Annotated in this window: 4 protein-coding genes; 2 read left to right on the top strand and 2 right to left on the bottom strand. The window is 69.1% G+C overall.

Annotated elements, in window-relative coordinates; all coding sequences use genetic code 11:
- Positions 1-183: 183 nt before the first annotated feature.
- Positions 184-384 (top strand): hypothetical protein, encoded by a 201-nt coding sequence (locus tag CCS38_RS21410; RefSeq protein WP_223734927.1) that lies wholly within the window; start codon positions 184-186, stop codon positions 382-384.
- Positions 385-746: 362 nt separating this feature from the next.
- A complete protein-coding gene (gene proP / locus CCS38_RS21405; protein WP_223734926.1) occupies positions 747-2,270 on the top strand; it encodes a glycine betaine/L-proline transporter ProP in 1,524 nt (507 codons plus the stop codon).
- 20 nt (positions 2,271-2,290) lie between these two features.
- Here proP and CCS38_RS21400 read toward each other — a convergent pair whose 3' ends face one another.
- Both CCS38_RS21400 and CCS38_RS21395 read right to left on the bottom strand, forming a co-directional pair.
- The gene (locus CCS38_RS21400) at positions 2,291-2,800 is read right to left on the bottom strand and encodes a GNAT family N-acetyltransferase (protein WP_223734925.1); all 510 of its coding nucleotides are present in this window, start codon (positions 2,798-2,800) and stop codon (positions 2,291-2,293) included.
- Positions 2,801-2,893: 93 nt separating this feature from the next.
- Positions 2,894-3,670 (bottom strand): class I SAM-dependent methyltransferase, encoded by a 777-nt coding sequence (locus tag CCS38_RS21395; protein ID WP_223734924.1) that lies wholly within the window; start codon positions 3,668-3,670, stop codon positions 2,894-2,896.
- Positions 3,671-3,797 lie beyond the last annotated feature (127 nt).

Below are 3,797 nucleotides of genomic sequence, written 5' to 3'. Positions count from 1 at the left end.
CTCACGCGCGGCCGTCCCGGCCGGCATCCGCAATCTCCTCGCGGTGACGACGGAGTGGCTGCGCCCGGGCGGCGAGTGAAGAACACGCCGCCGTTCGGACCAGCCGGAGGTCGCCCGGGACGGCCGCGCGTGAGGGGATGGAAGCGGTGGCGGGACCCCGTCACCGCGAACCTGGGAGGCAGCATGGGTGAGGAGCGTACGGACCGGGACCCGCGTGAGGCGGACATGGCCCCGGCTCAGAAACGCGAGCCCGCCAAGGACGAGCGGGACCGCAGCGCCGAGGAGGTCAACGCGGACCGGCCGTCCGTACGAGGCGAGAAGCCCCGCCCGGCCCCGAAACGCGCCTCGAAGCCGGGGGAGCGACGCGCGCCCGAGGAGTCGTAGAGCAGCGGGTAGCAGAGCGGACCGCGGCGGCTGACACGCCCGGGGAACGGGACCGAGGGCCCGGGCTCCGGGCGTGGCCCGTTTGTCCGCGGTCACGTGGGTACGCGGGGGCCGGTGGGACCTTACGGTACGGACGGCACGCGCACTGGCAAACTGTGCCCAGTGGGGCAAACCGGCAATAGGATGACGAAAGCGAGCCAGTCGCGGCGGTCATCCGCGCTCCGGACGGCACCCGCCCACGCCACCCGACCCGACGACGAGTACGCGGAGCCATGAAACACGGGCAGAACGAACGATCCAGGCAAGCGCGCAAGGCCACGCAGTCCGCCGGGTACGGTTCGGGCAGCGTACGGACCGAGCGCATGGTGCGTACGCTGCTACGCCGACGCAAGCGCCCGGTGGCCCCCGAGGACGTCACAATCGTCGACAAACCCCAGGTCAGGCGGGCGGTTTCGGCCGCGGCCCTGGGCAACACGATGGAGTGGTTCGACTTCGGCGTCTACGCCTATGTCGCCCCCATCCTCGGCAAGGTCTTCTTCCCCTCCAGCTCGCCCGGCGCGCAGGTGATCTCGACCTTCGCCACGTTCGCCGCCGCCTTCCTCGTGCGCCCGCTCGGCGGCCTGGTCTTCGGGCCGCTGGGGGACCGCATCGGACGCCAGCGGGTGCTCGCCGCCACCATGATCATGATGGCGATCAGCACCTTCGCGGTCGGCTTCCTGCCGGGGTACGAATCCATCGGGCTGGCCGCGGCCCTACTGCTGTTGCTGTGCCGGCTGGTGCAGGGCTTCTCGACCGGCGGTGAGTACGCGGGTGCGACGACGTACATCGCGGAGTACTCACCGGACCGCAAACGCGGCTTTCTCGGCAGCTGGCTCGACTTCGGCACGTTCGTCGGCTACTCGCTCGGCTCCACCCTCGTCACCGTACTGACCGCCGTCCTCAGCGACGAGCAGATGCTCTCGTGGGGCTGGCGCATCCCCTTCTTCGTCGCCGGGCCGCTCGGCCTGATCGGCCTCTACATGCGGATGAAGCTGGAGGAGACCCCGGCCTTCCAGGAGGTCGAGGCCAAGCATCAGGAGGCACAGAAGGACGGCGCTCTGACGGAGGACCCGGTCGAGCAGGCCCGCATGTCGGGCAAGGGCCGTCTGAAGGAGCTGTTCACGCACCACTGGGAGGCCATCCTCATCTGCATGGGCCTGGTGCTGCTCTACAACGTGACCAACTACATGGTCACCTCCTACCTGCCCACCTACATGACCAGCACCCTCGGCGAACCCGAGCTGACCGCCCAACTGCTCGTCCTCGGCACGATGGTCCTGGTCGTCCTGACGATCACCACCGTCGGCCGCTCCTCGGACCGCTTCGGCCGCCGCCCCGTGTTCCTCTGGGCGGGCTCCGCGATGGTCGTCCTGGCGATCCCCGCGTTCCTGCTCATCAAACAGGGCGGCATCCTGCTGCCCGCGATCGGCTGCGTGATCCTCGGTCTGCTCCTCGTCTGCTTCGCGGGCACCAGCGCGTCCACCCTGCCCGCGCTCTTCCCCACCCATCTGCGCTACGGCGGCCTGTCCGTCGCCTTCAACGTCTCCGTCTCGCTCTTCGGCGGCACGACACCGCTGGTCGCCTCGGCGCTGGTGGAGTCCACGGGCGACAAGATGGTGCCCGCGTACTACCTGATGGCGGCCGGCGTCATCGGCGTCATCTCGGCCGTCTTCCTCCACGAGACAGCCGGCAAGCCGCTCCGCGGCTCCTCGCACATGGTCGAGAACGAACAACAGGCCCGCCAGCTCGTCGCCCACAGCCGCACCCGCGCAGGCCGCCGCGCCCGCGACGTCTGGATCGGCCTCCGGCACGGACGCCTGCCGCGCCACGACAAGGACAAGGAGTAGCCCGGAGCTCCCGGCTCGCCCTACCGACCGTGCCGCATGCCGCGGACCATCCGGATTTCCCGCACCCCGTCCTCGACCTGGGCCGCTCCATCGGCAACGAAGCCGTGCTTGCGGTAGAACGCCTGTGCGCGAGGGTTCGGGTCGGCCACCCACAATGCCGCCGACTCACCGGGATCGACGACCGCCTCTAGCAGCGCCTGCCCAGCCCCCGTGCCGTGGTCGGCTGTATACACGTAGAGCACATACAACTGCCTCGCCCACGCCGCCGCGGCGTCCAGGGGCGGACCCGACATGGCTATCCCGACCAACTCGCCATTCCGCTCGGCGACAGCCACGCGGTTCTCGCGATAGCGCTCGTCGGTCAGCGCGGCAGTCCAGAACCGCTCCCGAGCGGCCAGGAAGCCCGGGTCATCGAGGACTGCGTCCGGCATGAGCCCTCGGTAGGTCTCCTGCCAGCACCGGACGTTCACGCGCGCCATCTGCGTGACGTCCTCGACCCGGGCAGGGCGGACTGTCAGCGAGGGATTCACCGCCGCATCGTAGTGCGGCGGTTCACTGCCGCCAACCGAACCGTGGCGCACCGGCTCGACGAGTGGGCCACTCGTGGACGGCAAATCCGGCGGTCAGGCGGCCGTGACTCGGATCTTCGACTGGCCGTGGTTGCGGGATTCCCAGTCGTCCATGAAGCGGGCCTTGAGGTTGTGCTTCGCGGCCAGGGCGATGAGGGTTTCGGTGCGGTAGTAGAAGTCCTCGCGGAGGACCTGGTGTTCGGTGCCGGTGGTCCGGTCGAAGGTGAAGTCGAAGAAGCCGCCGGGCGCCAGGACGCGCCCCACATGCGCCAGGCATTCGTCGATGATCTCGATGGGGGAGTGCGAGAAGACGCTGTGCGCGTGCACGACGTCGAAGTGGGCGTCGGGCAGGAAGTCCAGGGTGAGGTCCTGGGTGATGGTCAGGTGCGGGAGCTTCGTCTGGAGCCCGTGGTCGGTCAGCGTCCGCTTCGCCGCGATGAGGATGTCGGGGGAGATGTCGATGCCGTAGTAGTTGCCCGGCTCCAGGTAGTCGATGAAGTGCCAGCCGGCGCGGAGGTTGCCGCAGCCGATGTCGAGCATCCGGGACTGCGGGGTGAGGCCGTGCTCGCGGAGGTAGTCGAACTGCATCTTCCCGAGCGCCAGCCAGCGGTCGTGCGTCCGGCTGCCGACGGCGGCCTCGGGGTTGCGGCGGGTGTCGGAGGCCATGACGGCGCGGTAGTAACCGACGTGGTCGGGGTGCTTGAAGGCCAGCCAGCGGTCCCGGGCCGCGCGCTTGACGTACGGGGCGACGCGGTGCGGGTGGCCAATGGCGTACCGGACCTTGTGGGCGAGGGCGGCGCGGTTGGCGACCAGGTTCTTCTTCGTGGCCATGCGTAGTACTCCAAGTACTCCAAGTACCTCAACGTGAGGTGGGTTTCGCCGGTCCGTCGGACTATACATGGCATGTATACGCGAGGTGTATAGATGGATGGGGGAGAGGCGAGATGAGGAGTGGGAG

Origin of the sequence: Streptomyces purpurogeneiscleroticus (assembly GCF_020024005.1) — a bacterium.
Taxonomy (GTDB): Bacteria; Actinomycetota; Actinomycetes; order Streptomycetales; family Streptomycetaceae; genus Streptomyces; species Streptomyces purpurogeneiscleroticus.
This window is presented reverse-complemented; position numbering and strand designations above follow the sequence as displayed.

Excerpts from the sequence above, each read along its gene's own strand:
- proP (WP_223734926.1), top strand. The coding sequence starts at position 747 with ATGGTGCGTACGCTGCTACGCCGACGCAAGCGCCCGGTGGCCCCCGAG.
- CCS38_RS21410 (WP_223734927.1), top strand. The coding sequence starts at position 184 with ATGGGTGAGGAGCGTACGGACCGGGACCCGCGTGAGGCGGACATGGCC.
- CCS38_RS21395 (WP_223734924.1), bottom strand. The coding sequence starts at position 3,670 with ATGGCCACGAAGAAGAACCTGGTCGCCAACCGCGCCGCCCTCGCCCAC.